The following is a 20,433-nucleotide window of genomic DNA, read 5'->3' on the forward strand; positions in this document are numbered from 1 at the left end:
TGACTCGCGCCGACCGGGGCTGACCTGGAACGCGGCCGGGCGGGGAGTAGCGTCGGCCGCATGTATGCGATCACGATTCCCGAACCCGGTGGGCCCGAGGCGCTGGTGTGGGACGAGGTTCCCGATCCCGTGCCCGGCGAGGGCGAAGTGCTGGTCGAGGTGGTGGCCAGCGCCGTCAACCGCGCGGACATCCTCCAGCGGCAGGGCAACTACACCCCGCCGCCCGGCGCCTCCGCGTATCCAGGTCTGGAGTGCTCCGGGCGGATCGCCGCGCTCGGTCCCGGTGTCTCCGGCTGGTCGGTCGGCGACGAGGTGTGCGCACTGCTCGCGGGTGGCGGCTATGCCGAGAAGGTCGCCGTGCCGGCCGGGCAGCTGCTGCCGGTGCCCGAGGGCGTGGACCTGAAGCAGGCGGCCGCGCTGCCCGAGGTGGTCTGCACGGTCTGGTCGAACGTCTTCATGATCTCCCACCTGCGTCCCGGTGAGACCCTCCTCGTGCACGGCGGCTCCAGCGGCATCGGCACCATGGCGATCCAGCTGGGCAAGGCGATCGGCACCAAGGTGGCGGTCACCGCGGGCACGAAGGAGAAGCTGGACTTCTGTGCCGAGCTGGGCGCGGACATCCTCGTCAACTACCGCGAGCAGGATTTCGTCGCCGAGGTGAAGCAGGCCACCGACGGCGCGGGTGCCGACGTCATCCTCGACAACATGGGCGCCAAGTACCTGGACCGGAACGTGCAGGCGCTCGCGGTCAACGGACGGCTTGCGATCATCGGTATGCAGGGCGGCGTCAAGGGCGAGCTGAACATCGGCGCCCTGCTCGGCAAGCGGGCGGCGATCAGCGCGACCTCGCTGCGCGCCCGGCCGCTCGCCGAGAAGGCGGCCATCGTCGCGGCGGTGCGGGAGCACGTGTGGCCGTTGATCGCCCAGGGCCATGTCCGCGCGGTCGTCGACCGGGAGCTGCCGATGGCGGACGCGGCGCAGGCCCAGCGGGCGGTCGAGGCCAGCGAGCACATCGGCAAGGTCCTGCTGGTGACCCAGTAGCAACCGGCCCCGGCCTGTCCCCGGCCTGTCCGCGCCCTATCCCCGCCGTACCCGCAGGCCGACGAAGGCGAGGCCGAGCCCGAGGCCGATCAGGACCAGGCCGCTGCCGAGCGGAAGGATGTGCAGCATGGGCTCGGTGCCGTCGTCCTGGTCGGAGCCGATGGCCTGGCCGGCGGGGTGCGGCCGGGGTGCGGTAGGGGATGTGGCGGGGGCCAGGACGGCCTCCCGGGGCGGCTGCGCGGAGCCGGCCGCCGGTCTCCCGGCATCGCTGCTCCGGCCGCCGTCGATGCTCCCGGTGTCGCTGCTCCGGCCGCCGCTCTCCGCGGGCTCCGTCGCCGTCCCCTCGTCATCGGGGTCGTCGGGGCCGTTCGGGTCGTCGGGTTCCTGGCCCTCGATCTTCGTCGCCGGTCCCTGGGGCCGCCCCGGCCGCATCCGGCCCTCCCCGGCCAGCGTGCCGGCCAGCGACGGCTCGGGCGCGGCCGAGGCGCCGGCGGAGTCCGAGGGCGGCGGCTCGGTGTTGTGTGCGACAGCCATGCCGCACGGCAGCAGGACCGCCGCGAGGACGAGCAGCAGCCGGACGAGCGCGGCGAGGGGGAGAGGGAGGGGAAGGGGGAGTCGCGGCCTTGGAGTCACGTCGGTGACCTCCCGGAGCACAGTCGTCGTCAGGGCAGACGAACACCACCCTCACATTCACCGGCAAACCCGGCATTTCTGATTCGGCCGATGGGTCTACGGCCTGTCCGGGGCGGTTGCAGGAAGGTGGATCAGCCCCCATGGGGGGCACCACGGTGGTGAGGTGTACGGGTGCGAGAGAATGGCGGCATGGAGATGCCGAGGAACGAACGGTCGCCCGAGAATCCCCAGATCCTGGTCGTGGGCCAGGACGGGATGGCACTCGGTGGCGGCAACGGGGACGAGGACTCCCGCGAGATCCCGGTGACGGAGATGGTGGAGCAGCCGGCCAAGGTCATGCGGATCGGCAGCATGATCAAGCAGCTCCTGGAGGAGGTGCGCGCGGCTCCCCTCGACGAGGCCAGCCGGGCCCGGCTCAAGGAGATCCACGCCAGCTCCGTGAAGGAGCTGGAGGACGGTCTGGCGCCGGAGCTGGTCGAGGAGCTGGAGCGGCTCTCCCTCCCGTTCAACGAGAACGCGACCCCCTCCGACGCGGAACTGCGTATCGCGCAGGCCCAGTTGGTGGGCTGGCTGGAGGGGCTTTTCCACGGGATCCAGACCACCCTGTTCGCCCAGCAGATGGCCGCCCGCGCCCAGCTGGAGTCGATGCGGCGCGCGCTGCCGCCGGGTGTCGGCCACGAGGGCGAGGAGCACGGCCCGGCCGGCCGCTCCGGCGGCCCGTACCTCTAGACACCCCAGGACACTCCCGAGACGGCGAAGGGCCCGGCGGACGACCGCCGGGCCCTTCCTTCCCGCTGCGCCTCGCGTCAGCCGGTCGCCGGGTTGCCCGTCGACACCTTGAGCTCGATGGTCGGCATGTTCTCCGGGTCGACGTCCGTGCCGGAGGCCGGGAACTGGTCCATGACCGAGCCGTCGCCGTACGTGTTCTCGTCCACGGAGACGACGTTCATCCGCCATCCGGCGGCCTGGAAGCACTCCTTGACCGACTTGATGTACTTGAACTTCAAGTCCGGCACCTGGATCTTGTCCGGGTCGTCGTAGGACTCCTGCGGTTCGGTGCACTCGGTCTTCTCGATGGTCTTCGAGGTGTCGGGCCCGCGGTAGCCCGACGCGTGCGAGGCCGAGGTGCTCGCGGTGCTGCCTCCGCTGCCGCTGCCGCCGGTGTCGTCATCGCCGCCGCCGTTGTTCAGCGCCAGAGCGACGATCAGGCCGATCACCGCGACCAGCGACACCGCGATCGACCCGATGACCACCGGCCGGTTGCTCTTCCCGCCACCGCCACCGCCGCCACCGACACCGGAAGCCGGCTGGGGCGTGATGTTGTACGGGGGCGGCGTCGACGGCACCGGCTGGGCGTACCCGGCCGGGGTCTGGTAGCCCGCCTGCTGCTGCGGATAGCCGTAGGCGGGGGAAGGACCCGCGGCCCCGTAAGGATTCGGGGCCGGAGTCGGCTGGTACGGCGTCTGCACCGGCCCCGGAGGTGCCGGCGTCGCCTGGCCGACCGGCGGGAACACCGCGGAGCCGACCCCGGAGCCGCTCTGCGTGGGCGGGATGCCCGGGACGATGCTCGGCGCGGCCGGCTGGAGCGAGGCGGCGACCCGCAGGCACTCGTCGCGCATGGACTCGGCCGTCGGGAAGCGTTCGTTCGGGTTCTTCTTCAGCGCCCGGGCGACCAGCGCGTCCACGGCCGGGGGAAGGGCACGGTTGATCGAGGAGGGAGCGACCGGCTCCTCCTGGACGTGCGCGTAGGCGATGGCCAGCGGCGAGTCCGCGTCGAACGGCAGCCGGCCGGTGACCAGCTGGAACAGCATGATGCCGACCGAGTAGAGGTCGGAGCGGGCGTCCACGCCGCGGCCGAGGGCCTGCTCGGGCGAGAGGTACTGCGGGGTGCCGACGACCATGCCGGTCTGCGTCATCGAGGTGACCCCGGACTGCATGGCGCGGGCGATGCCGAAGTCCATCACCTTGACGACGCCGCGCTTGGTCATCATCACGTTGCCGGGCTTGATGTCGCGGTGGACCAGCCCCATCTCGTGGCTGATCTCCAGTGCGGCCAGCACGTCGGCGGTGATCTTCAGCGCCTTGTCGGCGGGCATCGCGCCGTGCTGCCGTACGTCCTCGTCCAGCACCGAGCCGAGCGGGCGGCCCTCGACGTACTCCATGACGATGTACGGCATCGTCGAGCCGTCCAACTCGTCTTCCCCGGTGTCGAAGACGGAGACGATGTTGGTGTGCGTGAGCTTGGCCACTGCCTGGGCCTCGCGGCGGAAGCGCTCGCGGAAGGCCTGTTCCCGGCCGAGTTCGGTGTGCAGGGTCTTGATCGCGACCTGCCGGTCCAGGACCGCGTCGTACGCCAGGTGCACGGAGGCCATGCCGCCCTCGCCGAGCAGGTCGCGCAGCTGGTAGCGGCCACCGGCCAGAGCCCGCCCCGTGTAACGGCCGTGTGCGCCGTCCTGGCTCATTTTCCCCGTCCCCCGCCCGGCACTCAGGCACCCTTGTTGATCGAATGTCTCATTCCCGGCCAAGTCTGCCCGAGGGCCCTGACACGTCAAGCGCGGTGCCCGTTCCGTGACCGTACGAGAAAGAAGAGTCGCGGAAGCGTTACAGCGGCCGTACGCCCGGTACACAGAATTTGCACGACGGCGCGTGGTACGGGTTGGATGGCCGGTCCGTCCACGGGCCGGATCCCGGACCTGCGGGTTGCGCCGAGGCTGTAGCGTGGCCGACGGAGACCGTGACAACACCGCGCGCACCGCGGGCAGAAACGACGGCGAGGACCGATGGCACAGACGCACAGCGCCCAGGGCCCGTCCGACCCCGAGGCGGCTGGCGGCGGCATGTCGGACGCGCCTGAGCTGTGGGGCAACGGAGGTCTGGTCGGCGACGGCCGCTACCGGCTTACCCACCGCCTCGGCCGGGGCGGCATGGCAGAGGTGTTCGCCGCCGAGGACGTACGGCTCGGCCGCACCGTGGCGGTCAAGCTGCTGCGCGCCGATCTCGCCGAGGATCCGGTCTCCAAGGCCCGCTTCACCCGCGAGGCACAGTCGGTCGCCGGGCTCAACCACCATGCGATCGTGGCGGTGTACGACTCCGGCGAGGACGTGGTCGGCGGCCAGTCCGTGCCGTACATCGTGATGGAGCTGGTCGAGGGCCGCACCATCCGCGACCTGCTGATCAACGCCGAGGCGCCGGGCCCCGAGCAGGCCCTGATCATCACGTCCGGGGTGCTGGAGGCGCTGGCCTACTCGCACCAGCACGGCATCGTGCACCGTGACATCAAGCCCGCCAACGTGATCATCACGAACAACGGCGCCGTCAAGGTGATGGACTTCGGCATCGCCCGTGCGCTGCACGGCGCGTCCACGACGATGACGCAGACCGGCATGGTCATGGGCACGCCCCAGTACCTCTCCCCGGAACAGGCGCTCGGCAAGGCCGTCGACCACCGCTCCGACCTGTACGCCACCGGCTGCCTGCTCTACGAACTCCTCGCCCTGCGTCCCCCGTTCATCGGCGAGACCCCGCTGGCGGTGGTCTACCAGCACGTCCAGGACATCCCGGTGCCGCCGTCCCAGACCTCCGAGGGCGTCGCCCCGCCGGAGCTGGACGGCCTGGTCATGCGCTCGCTCGCCAAGGAGCCCGACGACCGCTTCCAGACCGCCGAGGAGATGCGCGGCCTGGTCCAGTACGGCCTCCAGATGCTGTACGACCAGGGCAGCCACACCGGCACCTGGAACACCGGCCCGGTCAACGTGCACGACGGCCGCAACACCCCGGCGGCGGGTTTCGCCGGGACGACCGTGATGCCGCACCCGGCCACCGCCGGGACCACGCAGATCCCGCAGCCGATCCTGCCGGGCGGCTACGGGGGCGGCGACGACGGCGGTTTCGAGGGGCACGGCAACCGGGGCAGCGGCCGCGGCAAGCTGTGGATCCTGGCCGTCCTCGCGGTGATCGCGGTGGCGACCGGCGTCGCGCTGGCGCTGAACGGCGGCGGTGGCGGCGGCGACGGCGGCACCGGTACGTCGCAGTCGCCGACCACCTCGCAGACCACCAAGGGCGAGACCGCCAGCGCCAGCCCGTCCGACGAGGCCAGCGACACGGCCACGGACACCGAGACCGACACGAGCAGCTCGGACACCGGCAACGGCAACGGGTACACGCCGTCGCAGACCCCGTCGTACACCCAGTCCCAGACGCAGAGCAGCGAGCCGAGCGACGAGCCGAGCGACACGGCGAGCGCCTCGCAGCCGACCGACACCGAGAGTTCGCCGGCGGGGCAGCCCTCCGACACGACGGGCGCGGGCGACGACGGCGGCGACGACGGCGGTGGCGGCACGATCTCCGGCACCGGCCTGGGCGGCGGTTGAAGGACACCGACGCCCTTCGGCTGACCGGCACGCCGGTCGCTTGCCATGGGGCCGAGGCGTCCTGCTACTGGACGAAGGCGTCGCACACCGCGTCGTACTCCCTGGTCCACCACACGGCGAGCGCCGAGGCGGCCGGGAACTGGGGGTCCGCGCGGGTGTCGCCGCGCTCGTAGTGCCAGCGCAGCATCCAGAAGTCGTTGAGCCGCTCCCACCACACGCGGTGCACGGCCGCCGCGAGCTCCGAGGGCGTGGCCCCGGCCGCGCGCCGGTACGCGCGCGCGTACGCCCGTACCTTCCGCAGGTCGAGCGCCCCCACGGGGCGGACGAAGAAGATCACGGCCGCCCGTACGGCCTCCTCCGCGCGGGGCTGCACGCCGAGCCGGTCCCAGTCCACGATCGCGGCGGGCGCGTCGTCCTTGTAGAGCAGGTTGAACGGGTGGAAGTCGCCGTGCACCCAGCCCACCGAGGCACCGCGCGGGGGGCGTCGGCCGGCGTGCTGCTCCAGGAGCGCACGGCGTTCGAGCAGCCGGTGGCGGGCGAGCTCGTCGAAGGCGTCGGCGGGGCGGTGCCGGCTGACGTGGGCGAGCAGGTCGTCGATGAGCGCGAAGGTGTCGGCGGGGTCGGCGCTCTCGACGGGATGGGGGCTGGTGGCCGGGCGGGTGCGCCCCTTGGGGGGCATGACGCGCTCCAGGCAGGCGTGCACGGCCCCGAGGAGCGCGCCGAGCCGTGCGCACTCCCCGCGCGTGAGCTGTCCGCCGTGCCGGTGGCGGCCGTCGATCCAGGGGTGCAGCGCGTAGGCGTGGCCGCCGACGACGGCGACCGTACGGCCGTCGCGGTGGGCGAGGGGCGGGGCGACCGGGACGCCGAGGGCGGCCAGTCGCAGGGTGGCCAGATGACGTCGCTCGATGGCGGCCGGGTCGGCGGTGGCGGGGTCGAAGTGGTGCTTCAGGAAGTAGCGGCCGCGGGTGGTGCGGAGGCGGTAGCCGCGGTTGAGCAGGCCCTGTTCGACGGGCTCGCAGGCGAGTGCGGAACCGGCGGCGTACAGCCGGAGCAGGGCGCCCAGAGGGGGCGCGTGAGGCACGGGGGGTGGTAAACAAGAGCGCGGCACGCGCCAGATGCTAGGGCAAGCGTCAGCCCTGTGAGCTGGGCGTTGTCACAGGTAGTCGCTGGTGGTCGCTTTCGGTCACGCGATGGACCGCGGCGAATACAAGTACGAAAGATGTGTCCCGGAGGCGTGCCGCGAGGCATAGGGTCGCCGCGCCGCGCTCGGCGCCGGGCGAGCAGACCGGACCCCGCGATGTCTTCCCGTGGCCCCGGGCGGCGGGATAACGTGCCGTTGCTCCGGCCTCCTGCAAGGCTCTGACCAGCGACCTTCCGGCCCGCGTCGATTTACTAGGAAATCCAAGCAAAAAGTACTTGGATTTCCAAGCAAAAACGCAGGTCAGAAGGGGTTTCACAGAAATGTGGAGCACTGGGTAACGTGCATGTTGCAGGGCGCTCGCCGGGGCACCTGTCACGCCTGTTCCCGGCCGAGTGGCACCCACCCCGTGCCACGGGTGTCGGAAACAGGTGAGCCGCACTGGTTCACCCGGCAACCCCGGGGGCCGGACCGACGGAGGAGCACACGTGACCGTGGACAGCAGTGCCGCGAGCGAACCGCGACGCAGCGCCGCAGGCAAAGCCGGCACCACCGGCAGCAAGACCGGCACCAAGCGCACCACTCGCACCACCAGTCGCACCACCGCGAAGAAGAGCACGGATCCCGAACTCGTCCAGCTGCTGACCCCCGAGGGCAAGCGGGTCAAGAACGCCGAGTACGACGCGTACGTCGCCGGGATCACCCCCGAGGAGCTGCGCGGCCTGTACCGCGACATGGTGCTCACCCGCCGCTTCGACGCCGAGGCCACCGCCCTGCAGCGCCAGGGCGAGCTGGGCCTGTGGGCGTCCCTGCTGGGCCAGGAGGCCGCCCAGATCGGCTCCGGGCGGGCCACCCGCGAGGACGACTACGTCTTCCCGACCTACCGCGAGCACGGCGTCGCCTGGTGCCGCGGAGTCGACCCGACCAACCTGCTGGGCATGTTCCGCGGCGTCAACCACGGCGGCTGGGACCCCAACACCAACAACTTCCACCTCTACACGATCGTCATCGGCTCCCAGACGCTGCACGCCACCGGCTACGCGATGGGCGTCGCCAAGGACGGCGCTGACTCGGCGGTGATCGCCTACTTCGGCGACGGCGCCTCCAGCCAGGGCGACGTCGCCGAATCGTTCACCTTCTCCGCGGTCTACAACGCCCCGGTCGTGTTCTTCTGCCAGAACAACCAGTGGGCGATCTCCGAGCCCACCGAGAAGCAGACCCGCGTCCCGCTCTACCAGCGCGCCCAGGGCTTCGGCTTCCCCGGCGTCCGGGTCGACGGCAACGACGTGCTGGCCTGCCTCGCGGTCACCAAGTGGGCGCTGGAGCGCGCCCGCAGCGGCGAGGGCCCGACGCTGGTCGAGGCGTACACCTACCGGATGGGCGCCCACACCACCTCCGACGACCCGACCAAGTACCGGGCCGACGAGGAGCGCGAGGCCTGGGAGGCCAAGGACCCGATCCTGCGCCTGCGCCGGTACCTGGAGGCCTCAAACCACGCGGACGACGGATTTTTCGCGGAACTCGAGGCCGAGTCCGAGGCGTTGGGCAGGCGAGTGCGCGAAGCGGTCCGCGCCATGCCGGACCCGGACAACTTCGCCATCTTCGAGAACGTGTACGCCGACGGGCATGCGCTCGTCGACGAGGAGCGAGCCCAGTTCGCCGCCTACCAGGCGTCGTTCGCAGACGTAGAGGGGGCCTGACCATGGCAGCGGAGAAGATGGCTCTGGCCAAGGCGATCAACGAGTCGCTGCGCCGCGCGCTGGATTCGGACCCCAAGGTCCTCGTCATGGGCGAGGACGTCGGCAAGCTCGGCGGTGTCTTCCGGGTCACCGACGGCCTCCAGAAGGACTTCGGCGAGAGCCGCGTCATCGACACCCCCCTCGCCGAGTCCGGCATCGTCGGCACCGCGATCGGCCTCGCCCTGCGCGGCTACCGCCCGGTGGTGGAGATCCAGTTCGACGGCTTCGTCTTCCCGGCGTACGACCAGATCGTCACCCAGCTCGCGAAGATGCACGCCCGCTCGCTGGGCAAGGTCAAGATGCCGGTCGTCGTCCGCATCCCCTACGGCGGCGGCATCGGCGCGGTCGAGCACCACTCCGAGTCCCCCGAGGCGCTCTTCGCGCACGTGGCGGGCCTGAAGATCGTCTCCCCGTCCAGTTCCTCGGACGCCTACTGGATGATGCAGCAGGCCATCCAGAGCGACGACCCGGTGATCTTCTTCGAGCCCAAGCGGCGCTACTGGGACAAGGGCGAGGTCAACACCGAATCCATCCCGGGCCCGCTGCACAAGGCCCGCGTGGTCCGCGAGGGCACCGACCTCACCCTCGCCGCCTACGGCCCGATGGTGAAGCTCTGCCAGGAGGCCGCCGACGCGGCCGCCGAGGAGGGCAAGTCCCTGGAGATCCTGGACCTGCGGTCCGTCTCCCCGCTGGACTTCGACTCGATCCAGGCCTCGGTCGAGAAGACCCGCCGGCTGGTCGTGGTCCACGAGGCGCCGGTGTTCTTCGGATCGGGCGCGGAGATCGCCGCCCGCATCACCGAGCGCTGCTTCTACCACCTGGAGGCCCCGGTCCTCAGGGTCGGCGGCTACCACGCCCCCTACCCGCCGGCCCGCCTGGAGGAGGAGTACCTTCCGGGCCTTGACCGGGTGCTCGACGCCGTCGACCGTGCCCTGGCGTACTGAGGAGAGGGTCGTGACGACGATGACGGAAGCGTCCGTACGCGAGTTCAGGATGCCGGACGTGGGCGAGGGGCTCACCGAGGCCGAGATCCTCAAGTGGTACGTCCAGCCCGGCGACACGGTGACCGACGGCCAGGTGGTGTGCGAGGTCGAGACGGCGAAGGCGGCCGTCGAACTGCCCATCCCCTACGACGGCGTGGTCCGCGAGCTGCGCTTCGCCGAGGGCACCACGGTGGACGTGGGCACGGCGATCATCGCGGTGGACGTGACGGGCGGGGCGCCGGCCGAGGAGCCCGCCGCGGCTTTGGCCCCGGAGCCGGAGAAGAAGCCGGAGGGCCGCCAGCCGGTCCTCGTCGGCTACGGCGTGGCGGCCTCCTCCACCAAGCGCCGCCCGCGCAAGGGTCCGGAGACCACGGCCGCCGAGACGGCGGTCCGGTCCGCGGTCCAGCAGGAGCTGAACGGCCACGGCCCCGCGCCGGTTCCCGCCACCGCTCCTGTTCCCGCCCCGGCCCCGGTCCCGGCCACGGAGGACCGCTCCGCCCGCCCGCTGGCTAAGCCGCCGGTGCGCAAGCTGGCGAAGGACCTCGGCGTCGACCTGGCCACGGTGACCCCGTCCGGCCCGGACGGCGTCATCACGCGCGAGGACGTGCACGCGGCGGTGACCGCGGTGACGGCCGCACCGACGGCGGCGCCGCAGCCGGCGGTCCCCGAGACCGCCGCGCCCCCCGTCGTCGTCTCGCACGACACCGCCCGCGAGACCCGCGTCCCCATCAAGGGCGTCCGCAAGGCGACGGCGGCGGCGATGGTCGGCTCGGCGTTCACGGCACCCCACGTCACGGAGTTCGTGACGGTGGACGTGACGCGCACGATGAAGCTGGTGGAGGAGCTGAAGCAGGACAAGGACCTGCAAGGCCTCCGGGTGAACCCCCTGCTCCTCATCGCCAAGGCCCTGCTGGTCGCCATCCGGCGCAACCCGGACATCAACGCGTCCTGGGACGAGGCGAACCAGGAGATCGTGCTCAAGCACTACGTCAACCTGGGCATCGCCGCGGCCACCCCGCGCGGCCTGATCGTGCCGAACATCAAGGACGCCCACGCGAAGACGCTCCCGCAACTGGCGGAGGCGCTCGGCGAACTGGTCGGCACGGCGAGGGACGGCAGGACGTCACCCGCCGCGATGCAGGGCGGCACGGTGACCATCACCAACGTCGGCGTCTTCGGCATCGACACGGGCACGCCGATCCTCAACCCCGGCGAGGCCGCGATCCTCGCGGTCGGCGCGATCAAGCTCCAGCCGTGGGTCCACAAGGGCAAGGTGAAGCCGCGTCAGGTGACCACGCTGGCCCTGAGCTTCGACCACCGTCTGGTGGACGGCGAGCTGGGCTCGAAGGTACTGGCCGACGTGGCGGCGGTCCTGGAGCAGCCGAAGCGGTTGATCACGTGGGGGTGAGCCCCGGGGAGAATTGAGAGAAGGGCGAGAGCGTGACTTCCAGTCAGGCTCTCGCCCTTCTTTGACCTGCGCAAACGCTGAGAGTGTAACTTCTGGTTACGGTCTCACGGACACTCTCGGCCGGAGAGGGATAGGCTCAGGGCGGGCGGCCGCAACTTCCGATTGCGACCGCCCACTCCCTTTAGAGCTGGTTGAGCACGTAGACCGGCGCCCCCTCCTCCGTCCCACCCCGCGAATGAATGCAGGCGTGCTTGCGCAGCAGCCGGAGACACTCGTTGACGCGGTGCACCGTCAGGCCGGTACGCGCGGCGATCGATTCGAGCGGCTCGCGCAGCTCACCCTTCTCGACGAGGACCGGGGCGATGACGACGGCCACCGTCCACACGTCCTCGGTCACGGACAACCGCCGTCGCCAGTCGCCGAGTACGGACTCGGTGGTCGGCAGGGCTGCGGGACTGTCGGGGGGCGTACGACGTTCGAGGACGAGGGCGTCGAGCCGGTCCGCGATGCGTTCCATCGCGCGGACCATGGCCTGCTGTACGGCCAACGTGGCCTTCTGCGTGGCCAGCATCTCTCGCTGCAACTCGATCGACTCGCGCTGCCCGTTTGCGAGCTGCTCGTCCAGCTGAAGGTTGTGCGCCTCAAGCCGGACGATGGCATCCGCGACCTGCTCCGGCATGGCGTACGCGACGGGCGCACCCGGTTCGGTCGGCTGTACCTCGGCCTTCTCGAGGGTGTAAGACCCGTCTCGCTGCACGGTCTCGATGACTTCGGCGACCCACTGCTTGAAGGGGGCGCAGGCGGGCTTGGTGCAGGAGTTGACGAGGAGGATGAGACCTTGGAGAGAGATGACATTCAGGTCTCGGCGTCACTCCCTACCTGCGGGAATGCTGAGACCGTAACCTCCAGTTAGGGTCTCGAGAATCTCTCGATGGGCTTCTGGGACATGGTCGGCGAGAGCCTTCTGCGGGTTGGTGTGACCCAACCGGTTGCAGACATCCACTGCTGGGAACCAATGAGCGCCGTCCGGCATCGTCAGCCGTCGTACTCGTGCCCCGGTCGCCGCGTACACGAAGTCGCTGACGTCGATGGCCTCGTGGCGGCCGGCGGGTTTCGCTTGCTTGTTGGGTTCGTTCATGTGAACCACCTCCGCCGCGGAACCTAGGGCGGAGAAAATCGAATATGCCAGTCAAATAACCGCATGTTCACGATTGCGAGGGAAGAACGGTAGTTCTGCTGCGTTGGGGCGTACGGGTATGGCAAAAGGCCCGCCGCATGGGGTGCGGCGGGCCTTCGTCTGCTCGGTTCGAGTCGGGTCAGATCGTCGAGAAGCCGTAGTTCAGGAGCTTCGTGGCGTCCGTCGCGCGCTGGGTGATGGAGGAGGAGGCGAGGACGGTGCCGATGACCGTCTTGCCGTTGCGGGTGGCGGCGAAGACCAGGCAGTACTTGGCCTCGGGGCCGGAGCCGGTCTTGATGCCGATGGCGCCGCTGTAGCTGCTGAGCAGCGTGTTGGTGTTGGTCCAGGCCGTCATGGTGCGGGTGGAGCCGGTCTTGGTGATCGTCTTCGCCGTGTAGCTCTTCGTCTTGACGACCGTGCGGAACGTGCTGTTCTTCATCGCGCTGCTGGCGATTTTCGTCAGGTCGCGCGGCGTCGAGTAGTTGTTGCCGTTGCCGATGCCGTCGAAGGAGTCGAAGTGCGTGTGGGTCAGGCCCAGGCTCTTCGCGGCGGTGTTCATCTTGGCGATGAAGTTGGCGACCCGCTTGGCGCGGGTGGTGCCGGTGCCGTACGTGTCCGCGAGCGCGTAGGCGGCGTCGCAGCCGGAGGGCAGCATCAGCCCGTACATCAGCTGGCGGACGGTGACCTTGTCGCCGACGATCAGGTGCGCCTGGGAGGCGTTGTTGGCGACGACGTAGTCGCTGTACGCCTTCTGGATCGTCACCTTCTTGTCGAGGTTCAGGTTGGACTGCGCGAGCACGACCTTGGCGGTCATGATCTTCGTGGTGGAGCCGGTGGACAGCTCGGTGTCCGCCTTCTTCGTGTACAGCGTCTTCGCGTTCGCGTTGTTCATGACGTAGCCGCCCTTGGCCACGATCGTGGGCGCGGTGACGGCCTGCGCGGGAGCCGCGGTGAGGGCGCCGGTGGCGAGCATCGCGCCGGACGTGACGGCGACGGCGACGGCCCTGCGGAGACTGGTGCCCTTAAAACCGGTAATCAACTGAAATACCCCGAGTCGAGTCGAGTCGTAATGCCCCTGGCGTGCGGCCGAGTTGGGGGTGCCGAAGCGAGTGGGGCCGCACGTGTGTGACACGTAAGTAGCACAGATGGTTGTGCGGTCGCTGAGGGCGATTTACATCACGTCCGGATGATGGACGAACGGGTCCCTTGTGTACGTGTTGTATCTAAGCTGTAGGCATGAGCCTGGCCGTCAAGCAGCCCCCCGCCGCCGACCGTGTGTACTCCCATGTCAAGCAGGGTGTCCTGGACCGCCACTACGAAGGCGGCACGCTCCTCACCGAGGGCGAGCTGGCCGAGGCCGTCGGGGTGTCCCGCACCCCGGTCCGCGAGGCGCTGCTGCGTCTTGAGGTCGAGGGCCTGATCAAGCTTTACCCGAAGAAGGGCGCCATGGTGCTGCCGGTCTCCGCACAGGAGATCGCGGACGTGGTGGAGACCCGGATGCTGGTGGAGGAGCACGCGGTGCGCAAGGCCGTACCGGCGTCGGCGGGGCTGGTGGCCCGGCTGCAGGAACTGCTCGACCGGCAGAAGACCGAGGCCGCCGCCGGCGACCTGGCCGCCGCGGCCGTCACGGACCGCTGCTTCCACGCCGCGATCGTCCGCGACGGCGGCAACGAGATCCTCTCCCGCCTCTACGACCAACTGCGCGACCGCCAGCTGCGGATGGGCGTCGCCATCATGCACGCGCACCCCGACCGCATCGCCAAGTCGCTGACCGAGCACGAGGAGATCCTGGACGCGCTGCGCGCGGGGGATGCCGACCGCGCGGTCGATCTGGTGCACCGGCACGTCGACTGGTTCGCGCACCTGGCGCGGGGTGAGGTCCGATGAGCCGCGGCAGCGCCTCGCTGCCCGGTGATCCGCCGGGCGGCCGCCGGGCCGTCGCCGTCTGGGGCATAGGCGTCTCGGTCTACTTCGTCGCCGTCATCTTCCGTACGTCCCTCGGGGTAGCCGGCCTCGACGCCGCCGACCGCTTCCACGTGGGCGCCTCGGCCCTGTCCACGTTCTCGATCCTCCAACTGCTGGTGTACGCCGGCATGCAGATACCCGTCGGCCTGCTGGTGGACCGGCTCGGCACCAAGAAGATGCTGGTCATCGGCGCGGTGCTGTTCACCGCCGGACAGCTGGGCTTCGCCTTCTCCCCGTCGTACGGCACCGCGCTCGCCTCGCGGGCGCTGCTGGGCTGCGGTGACGCGATGACGTTCATCAGCGTGCTGCGGCTCGGCACCCGCTGGTTCCCGGCCCGGCGCGGCCCGCTCGTCGCCCAGCTCGCCGGTCTGGTCGGCATGGCGGGCAACCTCGTCTCCACGCTGGTCCTGGCCCGGTTGCTGCACGGCATCGGCTGGACCCCGGCGTTCGCGGGCAGCGCGCTGGCCGGTGCGGTCGTCCTGGTCCTCGTCCTCCTGTTCCTGAAGGACCACCCCGAGGGGTACGAGCCCGAGCCCTTCCCGCACCAGGGGGCGGCCTACGTCCGGAAGCAGATCGCGGCGTCCTGGCGGGAGCCGGGGACCCGGCTGGGCCTGTGGGTGCACTTCACCACCCAGTTCCCGGCGATGGTGTTCCTGCTGCTGTGGGGGCTGCCGTTCCTGGTCCAGGCGCAGGGACTGTCCCGTGCCACGGCCGGTGAGCTGCTGACCCTGGTCGTCCTCTGCAACATGATGGTCGGCCTCGTCTACGGCCAGATCGTCGCCCGGCACCACACGGCGCGGCTGCCGCTGGCGCTGGGCACGGTCGGGGCGACGGCCGTGGTGTGGGCGGCGACGCTGGTGTATCCGGCCGACCATGCGCCCATGTGGCTCCTGGTGGTGTTGTGCGCGGTGCTGGGGGCGTGCGGGCCGGCGTCGATGATCGGCTTCGACTTCGCGCGTCCCGCGAATCCGCCGGAGCGGCAGGGGACCGCGTCCGGGATCACCAACATGGGTGGGTTCGTGGCCTCGATGACGACGTTGTTCGTGGTGGGTGTGCTGCTGGATGCGACCGGCGACAACTACTCGGTGGCCTTCTCGTGCGTGTTCGTGCTCCAGGCGGTGGGGGTGAGCCAGATTCTGCGGTTGCGGGGGCGGGCGGTTCGGCGGGAGCGGGAGCGGTTGGTGGCGAGCCGGGTGGAGACGGTGCACGTCCCTGCATGAGTTTTCCCACCCGCGCACCGCCCGTTCACCGTTGGCAGAGAGGCCGGGCGACCTGTGGGGGCGATCGCCGTCGGCGGCTTTCCGTATACAGGGTCAGGTGTACAGAGTCAGGCCGCCGTCGGGGCGAGGGTCAGGTAGGCCAGGCCCAGGATGCCTCGGTAGGTGAGCCAGGCTGTGCGGTGGGTGTCGAGGTGTTCGCGGGTCTCCGTTGCCAGGGGGTGGCCGGGGTTGGCTGCCAGCCATACTTCCCTGTCCGCCTGGTAGGCCGACTCGAACTCCTCCCACTCGTCAAGGTTCGCCGTCTCGATCCACTCCGGGCGGAAGCCGGCGGCCACCGTCAGGTCGACCAGGCCGGCCAGGTCGTGGTGGTCGGCGGCCGAGGCGCCCGGCCACATCCCGGCCAGCTCCGCCTCGGTCGGGGTGCGCTGCCAGAAGCCCTCGCCGAGCAGCACGCGCCCGCCGTCGGCCACCAGCCGCCGCAACTCCCGCAGGGCCGGCACCAGGTCCTCGCTCAGCGCCTGGCTCGCCCCCAGACACAGCACCACGTCGGCCGGACCCCGGCCGGTGCCCACCGCCGACTCCTCGGCGAACTCCACCCGGTCGGCCAGCCCGCGCGCCCCGGCGGCCCGCCGTCCCCGCTCCAGGTCCGCCGTGTTCACGTCCACACCGACCCCGCGCGCCCGCGGCACCGCCGCCAGCAGCCGCAGCATCAGCTCACCCCAGCCGCAGCCGATGTCCAGCACGCTGCCGGGATCCGTGCCGGCCAGGCGCCCTGTCATCGCGGCCGCGCGGGCCTCGGAGAGCGGGCCGTGGAAGGTGAGCCGGGTGAGGCGGGGCGGGAGGTCGTCCTGTGGTGCGGTGGGTGTGGTCATGCCGGGAAGATAGGTCGCGACGGCCCCCGCAGGGCACTGAATTAACGGTGACCGAATTGACGGCGCCGCGTGCCCCGGCTGCCGGCGCGCTCTTTTCTTTCCCGTTTTTTACTGCGTGACCGCGAAGTTGCGCAGGATCGCCGCCGTCAGTTCCTGGTCGCCCTCCGCCTTCACCCGGTCCGCGACCGCGTCCGGGGTGGTGCGGCCGCAGGCCAGGCGGACGTAGGTCTCCCAGTCGAGGGTGAAGATGGCGGCGGGGCCGAGGGCGGGGGTGGCCTCCAGGGTGCCGCGGCCCTGGATGTCGATGCGGATCGTGCGCAGGAACTCGATCGGCCCGTGCACGTCGAAGATGACGGCCGAGCTGCGCGGCGCGTCGGCGTCGTTGGCGACCACCCGGGGCAGCTCGCCGAGCAGCACGTCCCGGGCGACCTGCGCGCCCGGCGAGTCGAGGTTGCCCGGCCGTCCCAGCGCCGCCCGCAGGTCCTGCTCGTGCACCCACACGTTGAACGCGTGGTTGCGCATGGCGTCCTCGAGGGTGATCTCCTTGCCCATCGGCCCGCGCACCAGGTGCCCCGGCTCCCGCGACTCGTTGCGCAGCTGGCGGTTGCGGCGGATGACCGTGTACTCCAGCTCCGAGGTCATTTCCGGCGCCGTGTGGTGGCGTCGTACGTCGACCTGCATCTCCGTGTAGCGCTGGGCCTCGTTGGTGACGTGGTAGAGGTCGCGCGGCAGGGTGTGGATGGGCCGCGGGTCGCCGAGCATCTCGCAGTCCAGGCCGATGACGTGGGAGACCACGTCCCGCACCGACCAGCCCGGGCACGGTGTCCGCCGGTTCCACTCGCCCTCGACAAGCGGCGTCACCAGCTCGGATATCGCTTCGATGGAGTGGGTCCAAGCGTCGGCGTAGGGCTGGAGGGTGGGATGCAGACTCACGGAACGGGACCCCTCGGCGGTCGGTACTCGGGCAGGTGATGGCGGCGCTGCCAGTGGGCGGTGGCTGCTGTCGGCGGGTGTCTTGAGACGCTAAGTTACGCTGCTGTGAGGCACCCCGGCAGTGCTTTCGTGTGACGATCGTAGGCCCGTGTGGACGGCTCGAATTGCCAGGACGGTGGTAGTGTGCGCGCCTCGCTCATCCAGATCGACGTAAACGAGGGCGAATCGGTCGAATCTCGTCGGCAACGCGTGACCGCCCTGGTGCGCGAGCAGACGGATGCCGATCTCGTCGTACTGCCCGAACTGTGGACCACGGGCGCGTTCGCCTACGAGGAGTTCGCGACGGAGGCCGAGCCGCTCGAAGGCCCGACGTACGAGGCGATGGCGAAGGCGGCGAGCGACGCGGGCGTCTGGCTGCACGCTGGTTCGATCCCCGAGCGAGACCCTGACGGCCCCCTCTACAACACGGCTCTCGTCTTCTCCCCCTCCGGTGAGCTGGCCGCGGCCTACCGCAAGATCCACCGCTTCGGCTTCGACAAGGGCGAGGCGGTGCTGATGGGCGCGGGACGGGAACTGGTGACGGTCCGGCTGCCCGAGACCACGCTGGGCTTGGCCACCTGCTACGACCTCCGTTTCCCCGAACTCTTCCGTGGACTCGTCGACGCCGGCGCCGAGACGCTGGTGCTCTCGGCGGGCTGGCCCGAGCGGCGACGCGCGCACTGGACGCTGCTGGCCCAGGCGCGGGCGGTCGAGAACCAGGCGTTCGTGCTCGCGTGTGGAACGGCCGGGACGCACGCCGGAGTTCCGCAGGCGGGTCACTCGATCGTGGTCGATCCGTGGGGCGAGGTGCTGGCCGAGGCGGGCGCCGGCGAGGAGATCCTCACCGTCGACCTCGACCCGGCCAAGGTCGCCGCCACCCGCGAACAGTTCCCGGCCCTCAAGGACCGCCTCCTGGGCCTGGACCCCCCGCGCCACCGCTAGGCCCTCCCTAGTCCTCGTCCCGCTCCTTGTCCGCGAGGTGGATCACGCACACCGCCACCGCGATCAGCAGCGCCGGGTCCGCGTCGTCGCGGACGACGTCGACGCCGTAGGTCTCCCGCACGTGCAGCCAGCGCCGGGAGATCACGGCCAGCAGTTCGCCGTCGTACTCGACGGCGAACTCCCGGTCGAGGATCTTGCCGCTGACGTCGAGTTCGGTGCCGTCGACCAGGTTGACCCGGTAGTGGTTGCGCAGGAGCGACAGCCGCTTGCGCCTGATGGTCGCCAGGGGCTCGCCCTCGCGTTCGAGCACCATCGTGTCGCGCAGCGCGAACATCTTCTGGTGGATGTCGACGAGCACCCGCCCCTGCCGGTCCTTCAGCTCGAACGTGTCGCGCACCCGCATGGCCTTGCCGTCGACGAGGAACACCTTGCCGCCGTGCTCGTCCTCGATCCAGTAGTCCTCCCCGAACCCGAGGAGCCGGTCCCGCACCAGGAATCTCATGCCCTTACCCCTTCCCGGGCGACCGGTCCGAAACGCCGACGGTAGTCCGATGGACTGAGCCCCGTCCTGCGGCGCAGACGCGCGCGCAGATTGGCCGTCGTACCGAGACCGCTGCGCGCCGCCACCACATCCAGCCGCTCCTCCCCGCGCTCGATCAGCCGGCAGGCGAGGGCCACCCGCTCCTCGGTCAGCCAGGCCAGCGGGGTGGTGCCCAGCTGGGCGCGGAACCGGCGGTGCAGGGTCGCGGGGGAGACGGCCGCGCGTGCGGCCAGGCCGGCGACGGTCAGCGGCTCGCCGAGGCGTTCCTGCGCCCACGCCAGCAACGGCCCGAGCGACTCGTCCGGCACCTCGGGCACCGGCCGCTCCACGAACTGCCGCTGCCCGCCGTCCCGGTGCGAGGCGAACACCAGTCGCCGGGAGACCGCGTTGGCGATCTCGGCTCCGTGGTCCTGCCGCCAGATGTGCAGCCCCAGGTCCAGCGCGGCCGCGCTGCCGGAGGCGGTGAGCAGGTCGCCGTCGTCGACGAACAGCACGTCCGGCCGGAGCAGCACCCGGGGATGCAGTTCCCGGAACGCGTCCACCCAGCGCCAGTGCGTGGTGGCGGGCCGGCCGTCCAGCAGCCCGGCCTCGGCGAGTGCGAAGGTCCCGGTGCAGAAGCTCACGATCCGCACCCCGCGCGCGTGCGCACGCCGGACGGCGTCGAGAACGTCGGCACCGCGCGGTACGACGTTGTCGGGGCGCCCCGGTACGACCAGGGTGTCGGCCCGGTCCACCGCGCCCAGCCCGGCCACCCCGGTGAGCGTGAAGAAGCCGTGGTTCATGCGTACTTCGCGGGTGGGCGCGCACAGCGTCACCTCGTACGGCGGTACGGACAGCTCCAGTTCGGGCCGCGGCAGGCCGAACAGTTCGGTGGCGACGCCGACCTCGAAGGGGTTGGTGCCCGCGTCGACGATCACCGCCACCCGATGGGACGACTGAGAGGATTCTTGCGCCATATGCGATTTCTAGCACTCACGCGGACACCGGACGAGAGCCGAGGATGGCCGCCATGACCAGCGAACCCATCTCCCTCTCCGCCGCCCTCGCCTCCTTCGGGGACCTGTGGAGCCCGCGGATCGTCACCGCCGTCAACGACTACGACGTCCGCGTCGCCAAGGTCGAGGGCGAGCACCTCTGGCACGTGCACGACCACACCGACGAGTTCTTCCTGGTCCTGGAGGGCGAACTGCACATCGCCCTGCGGGAGCCGGCCGGCGAGCGCACGGTCGTCCTCCCGAAGGGCTCCGTCTTCACCGTCCCCCGGGGCACCGAGCACAAGCCGGCCGCCGCCTCCGGAACGGCGATCCTCCTCTTCGAGCCGACCGGCACGTCCACGGTCGGCGACCGGCATGACGACATCCCGTCCCACGTGGACGCGACGACCGGACACGTCCTCTCCTGACCGGGTCTCGGATTCCCTCGGTCCAATGGG

General features: G+C 70.7%; 18 protein-coding genes and 1 pseudogene. 10 read left to right on the plus strand and 9 right to left on the minus strand.

The window, feature by feature from the left end:
- The first annotated feature begins 60 nt into the window (after positions 1-60).
- The gene (locus ACWGKQ_RS38435) at positions 61-1,041 is read left to right on the plus strand and encodes an NAD(P)H-quinone oxidoreductase (protein ID WP_453296684.1); all 981 of its coding nucleotides are present in this window, start codon (positions 61-63) and stop codon (positions 1,039-1,041) included.
- 36 nt (positions 1,042-1,077) lie between these two features.
- Here ACWGKQ_RS38435 and ACWGKQ_RS38440 read toward each other — a convergent pair whose 3' ends face one another.
- Complete coding sequence (locus ACWGKQ_RS38440; protein WP_453296685.1) at positions 1,078-1,674, minus strand: hypothetical protein; 597 nt, start codon at positions 1,672-1,674, stop codon at positions 1,078-1,080.
- Between the two features lie 189 nt (positions 1,675-1,863).
- On the opposite strand from ACWGKQ_RS38440, the gene ACWGKQ_RS38445 reads away from it, so the two are divergent.
- A complete protein-coding gene (locus ACWGKQ_RS38445) occupies positions 1,864-2,403 on the plus strand; it encodes a bacterial proteasome activator family protein (RefSeq protein ID WP_351486401.1) in 540 nt (179 codons plus the stop codon).
- A gap of 77 nt (positions 2,404-2,480) precedes the next feature.
- On the opposite strand, the gene ACWGKQ_RS38450 is transcribed toward ACWGKQ_RS38445, so the two are convergent.
- Positions 2,481-4,136, minus strand: a complete 1,656-nt coding sequence (locus tag ACWGKQ_RS38450) for a protein kinase domain-containing protein (protein ID WP_453296686.1) — start codon at positions 4,134-4,136, stop codon at positions 2,481-2,483.
- A 318-nt stretch (positions 4,137-4,454) separates the two neighbouring features.
- Between ACWGKQ_RS38450 and ACWGKQ_RS38455 the strand changes: the two genes are divergently transcribed.
- Positions 4,455-6,044, plus strand: coding sequence for a protein kinase domain-containing protein (locus ACWGKQ_RS38455; RefSeq protein ID WP_453296687.1), 1,590 nt, complete (start codon positions 4,455-4,457; stop codon positions 6,042-6,044).
- A gap of 64 nt (positions 6,045-6,108) precedes the next feature.
- Here ACWGKQ_RS38455 and ACWGKQ_RS38460 read toward each other — a convergent pair whose 3' ends face one another.
- On the minus strand, positions 6,109-7,125 hold the full coding sequence (locus ACWGKQ_RS38460; RefSeq protein ID WP_453296688.1) for a phosphotransferase: 1,017 nt from the start codon (positions 7,123-7,125) through the stop codon (positions 6,109-6,111).
- Positions 7,126-7,670: 545 nt separating this feature from the next.
- Between ACWGKQ_RS38460 and pdhA the strand changes: the two genes are divergently transcribed.
- From pdhA to ACWGKQ_RS38475, 3 genes are read left to right on the plus strand one after another with little or no spacing between them, the layout of a single operon-like run.
- Positions 7,671-8,882 carry a pyruvate dehydrogenase (acetyl-transferring) E1 component subunit alpha gene (gene pdhA / locus ACWGKQ_RS38465; protein ID WP_453296689.1) on the plus strand — a complete coding sequence of 404 codons (1,212 nt, stop codon included), beginning with the start codon at positions 7,671-7,673 and terminating at the stop codon, positions 8,880-8,882.
- Positions 8,883-8,884: 2 nt separating this feature from the next.
- Complete coding sequence (locus ACWGKQ_RS38470) at positions 8,885-9,865, plus strand: alpha-ketoacid dehydrogenase subunit beta (protein WP_453296690.1); 981 nt, start codon at positions 8,885-8,887, stop codon at positions 9,863-9,865.
- Between the two features lie 10 nt (positions 9,866-9,875).
- On the plus strand, positions 9,876-11,312 hold the full coding sequence (locus tag ACWGKQ_RS38475; RefSeq protein WP_453296691.1) for a dihydrolipoamide acetyltransferase family protein: 1,437 nt from the start codon (positions 9,876-9,878) through the stop codon (positions 11,310-11,312).
- Between the two features lie 181 nt (positions 11,313-11,493).
- On the opposite strand, the pseudogene ACWGKQ_RS38480 reads toward ACWGKQ_RS38475, so the two are convergent.
- Positions 11,494-12,450: pseudogene (locus ACWGKQ_RS38480) on the minus strand (BRO-N domain-containing protein).
- A gap of 178 nt (positions 12,451-12,628) precedes the next feature.
- Complete coding sequence (locus ACWGKQ_RS38485) at positions 12,629-13,528, minus strand: D-alanyl-D-alanine carboxypeptidase family protein (RefSeq protein ID WP_453296692.1); 900 nt, start codon at positions 13,526-13,528, stop codon at positions 12,629-12,631.
- A 197-nt stretch (positions 13,529-13,725) separates the two neighbouring features.
- Between ACWGKQ_RS38485 and ACWGKQ_RS38490 the strand changes: the two genes are divergently transcribed.
- A complete protein-coding gene (locus ACWGKQ_RS38490; protein ID WP_453296693.1) occupies positions 13,726-14,376 on the plus strand; it encodes a GntR family transcriptional regulator in 651 nt (216 codons plus the stop codon).
- Positions 14,373-15,674, plus strand: coding sequence for an MFS transporter (locus tag ACWGKQ_RS38495; RefSeq protein ID WP_453296694.1), 1,302 nt, complete (start codon positions 14,373-14,375; stop codon positions 15,672-15,674). The genes ACWGKQ_RS38490 and ACWGKQ_RS38495 overlap by 4 nt, the downstream gene beginning before the upstream one ends.
- Before the next feature lie 107 nt (positions 15,675-15,781).
- Here the strand turns inward: ACWGKQ_RS38495 and ACWGKQ_RS38500 are convergent, their stop codons facing one another.
- A complete protein-coding gene (locus tag ACWGKQ_RS38500; protein WP_453296695.1) occupies positions 15,782-16,546 on the minus strand; it encodes an SAM-dependent methyltransferase in 765 nt (254 codons plus the stop codon).
- Between the two features lie 108 nt (positions 16,547-16,654).
- Entirely contained in the window at positions 16,655-17,479 is an 825-nt protein-coding gene (locus tag ACWGKQ_RS38505) for a maleylpyruvate isomerase family mycothiol-dependent enzyme (protein ID WP_453296696.1), read from the minus strand.
- Between the two features lie 183 nt (positions 17,480-17,662).
- Here ACWGKQ_RS38505 and ACWGKQ_RS38510 point away from each other — a divergent pair, with 183 nt between their 5' ends.
- Positions 17,663-18,460 carry a carbon-nitrogen family hydrolase gene (locus ACWGKQ_RS38510; protein ID WP_453296697.1) on the plus strand — a complete coding sequence of 266 codons (798 nt, stop codon included), beginning with the start codon at positions 17,663-17,665 and terminating at the stop codon, positions 18,458-18,460.
- 7 nt (positions 18,461-18,467) lie between these two features.
- Here ACWGKQ_RS38510 and ACWGKQ_RS38515 read toward each other — a convergent pair whose 3' ends face one another.
- Both ACWGKQ_RS38515 and ACWGKQ_RS38520 read right to left on the minus strand, forming a co-directional pair.
- Positions 18,468-18,962 carry an LURP-one-related/scramblase family protein gene (locus ACWGKQ_RS38515; protein WP_453296698.1) on the minus strand — a complete coding sequence of 165 codons (495 nt, stop codon included), beginning with the start codon at positions 18,960-18,962 and terminating at the stop codon, positions 18,468-18,470.
- Positions 18,959-19,957, minus strand: coding sequence for a GlxA family transcriptional regulator (locus ACWGKQ_RS38520; protein ID WP_453296699.1), 999 nt, complete (start codon positions 19,955-19,957; stop codon positions 18,959-18,961). The genes ACWGKQ_RS38515 and ACWGKQ_RS38520 overlap by 4 nt, the downstream gene beginning before the upstream one ends.
- 53 nt (positions 19,958-20,010) lie before the next feature.
- Here ACWGKQ_RS38520 and ACWGKQ_RS38525 point away from each other — a divergent pair, with 53 nt between their 5' ends.
- Positions 20,011-20,403: a cupin domain-containing protein gene (locus tag ACWGKQ_RS38525; protein ID WP_453296700.1), complete on the plus strand. Its 393-nt coding sequence runs from the start codon at positions 20,011-20,013 to the stop codon at positions 20,401-20,403.
- The last annotated feature ends 30 nt before the right edge of the window (positions 20,404-20,433 follow it).

This window comes from Streptomyces sp. NPDC054770, from assembly GCF_053611985.1.

Coding starts and splice junctions, on each gene's coding strand:
- ACWGKQ_RS38445 (WP_351486401.1), top strand. CDS start 1,864: ATGGAGATGCCGAGGAACGAACGGTCGCCCGAGAATCCCCAGATCCTG.
- ACWGKQ_RS38490 (WP_453296693.1), top strand. CDS start 13,726: ATGAGCCTGGCCGTCAAGCAGCCCCCCGCCGCCGACCGTGTGTACTCC.
- ACWGKQ_RS38500 (WP_453296695.1), bottom strand. CDS start 16,546: ATGACCACACCCACCGCACCACAGGACGACCTCCCGCCCCGCCTCACC.
- ACWGKQ_RS38455 (WP_453296687.1), top strand. CDS start 4,455: ATGGCACAGACGCACAGCGCCCAGGGCCCGTCCGACCCCGAGGCGGCT.
- ACWGKQ_RS38470 (WP_453296690.1), top strand. CDS start 8,885: ATGGCAGCGGAGAAGATGGCTCTGGCCAAGGCGATCAACGAGTCGCTG.
- ACWGKQ_RS38520 (WP_453296699.1), bottom strand. CDS start 19,957: ATGGCGCAAGAATCCTCTCAGTCGTCCCATCGGGTGGCGGTGATCGTC.
- ACWGKQ_RS38450 (WP_453296686.1), bottom strand. CDS start 4,136: ATGAGCCAGGACGGCGCACACGGCCGTTACACGGGGCGGGCTCTGGCC.
- ACWGKQ_RS38525 (WP_453296700.1), top strand. CDS start 20,011: ATGACCAGCGAACCCATCTCCCTCTCCGCCGCCCTCGCCTCCTTCGGG.
- ACWGKQ_RS38495 (WP_453296694.1), top strand. CDS start 14,373: ATGAGCCGCGGCAGCGCCTCGCTGCCCGGTGATCCGCCGGGCGGCCGC.
- ACWGKQ_RS38515 (WP_453296698.1), bottom strand. CDS start 18,962: ATGAGATTCCTGGTGCGGGACCGGCTCCTCGGGTTCGGGGAGGACTAC.
- ACWGKQ_RS38435 (WP_453296684.1), top strand. CDS start 61: ATGTATGCGATCACGATTCCCGAACCCGGTGGGCCCGAGGCGCTGGTG.